At 64.2% G+C, this 1,631-nt stretch carries 1 protein-coding gene; it reads left to right on the forward strand.

Annotation, left to right across the window (positions count from 1 at the left end; all coding sequences use genetic code 11):
- Positions 1-130 precede the first annotated feature (130 nt).
- Positions 131-1,219 (forward strand): IS110 family transposase, encoded by a 1,089-nt coding sequence (locus LB543_RS33775; RefSeq protein ID WP_224599145.1) that lies wholly within the window; start codon positions 131-133, stop codon positions 1,217-1,219.
- Positions 1,220-1,631: the final 412 nt, after the last annotated feature.

Raw genomic sequence — 1,631 nt, forward strand, 5'->3', positions numbered from 1 at the left:
GATTGCCGCCCGTAATCGGGGCGGGCACTTGGCCGAGAGGAAAAGCGGTGCGTCGGCCGCAGCTCAACTGGCGACCGTCGGCGACTCGGCGGCAAAATCTGCGCCTGTGAAGCAACGCAGGAGGCGAACCATGGAATTCTTTTGTGGATTGGACGTAGCGATGGACGAGACGGCGGTGTGTGTCGTCGACGATCAGGGCGTCGTGCATCTTGAAGCGACGGCGGTGACGGATCCCGATGCACTGTTTGCGGTGCTGAAGCCGTTTCTGCCGCGCCTGCGCCGCGTCGGCCACGAGGCGGGGTCGCTGTCGCCCTGGCTGCATCCCGAGCTCAAGAAACTCGGCCTGCCGGCCATCTGCCTTGAAACGCTGCATGTGCGCGCGGCGCTGTCGGCGCAGCGCAACAAGACCGACAAGGCCGATGCTCTGGGGATCGCCCATATCATGCGCACGGGCTGGTTCCGACAGGCCTACATCAAGTCGGAAAGCTGCTACCGGACGCGGCTTCTGCTGACCCACCGGCGCAATCTGAAGGCCAAGTTCCTCGACTTGGAAAACGCCGTCCGCCATTCGCTGAAGGCATTCGGCATCCGACTGGGCAAGGTCGGGCGAGGGGCTTTCGAGCAGGCGGTGCGCACCGCGATGGCGGACGATCCGCTGTCGTCCGAGCTGATGGACGCCATGCTGTCGGCGCGCGCAGCGCTGTGGCGACAGTACTGCCGGCTGCACGATCTCGTCGTCAAGATGGTGGCGCGCAGCGAGCTGTGCCGGCGCTTCATGGCGATCCCTGGCGTCGGCCCGGTGACAGCACTTTCGTTCATGACGGCGATCGACGATCCGTCACGCTTCCGCCGCTCGCGTGATGTCGCCGCCTACTTCGGGCTGACCTCGCGACGCTGGCAGTCGGGCACCTCGATCGACGTCCAGGGCCGCATCTCGAAGGCCGGCGACGCGGACGTGCGCCGGTCGCTCTACGAGGCGGCGTCGGGGTTGATGACGCGCTTCAAGGGCAGGGACAAGGTCAAGAGCTGGGGCCAGGCGATCGCCAAACGGTCCTGCCACCGCAAGGCCTGTGTGGCCGTGGCGCGCAAGCTTGCGGTGATCATGCATGCCATGTGGAGCGACGGCACGTTCTATGTCGGCGATGCGACCGCGACTGACACCGAGGCCGCGCAACGCGCCCACATCAAGGACCGGCGCCTGCTCGGAGCGCATCGATGAGGGGCGGGACGGAAGTTGAAACGCATGGCGGCCACACGGTGACGGGCGTCATCTGACACAAGGGATCCGCCCCGGCGGATGAGGACCGATGCAGACCAGGAACGACGGAACGCACGTTATCTTGCCTGCGGCCGCGCCGATCGACAGACGGCCGGACCGCGCTCGATTGCCTGTGACGATGCTCCGTCAGTCCGATGGAAAAGTGCGCCACGACGGTTCGAGCGCTGCTTTCGTGCAGCCGATTAACCCCGTCGCAGAGCGCGGAAGATTGCACGGCGCATCGGAACTCGACGCTAGGACGCGGTATCGTATCATAGAGAATAAATTCGTATATTATCGCACCAAAAGAGAGGAACGACGATGTCGAAAAGCTCACCGGAAGCACAACCGATTAAGATGGCAAGATAAAAGG

Source organism: Mesorhizobium sp. ESP7-2 (genome assembly GCF_020164715.1).
GTDB lineage: Bacteria > Pseudomonadota > Alphaproteobacteria > Rhizobiales > Rhizobiaceae > Mesorhizobium.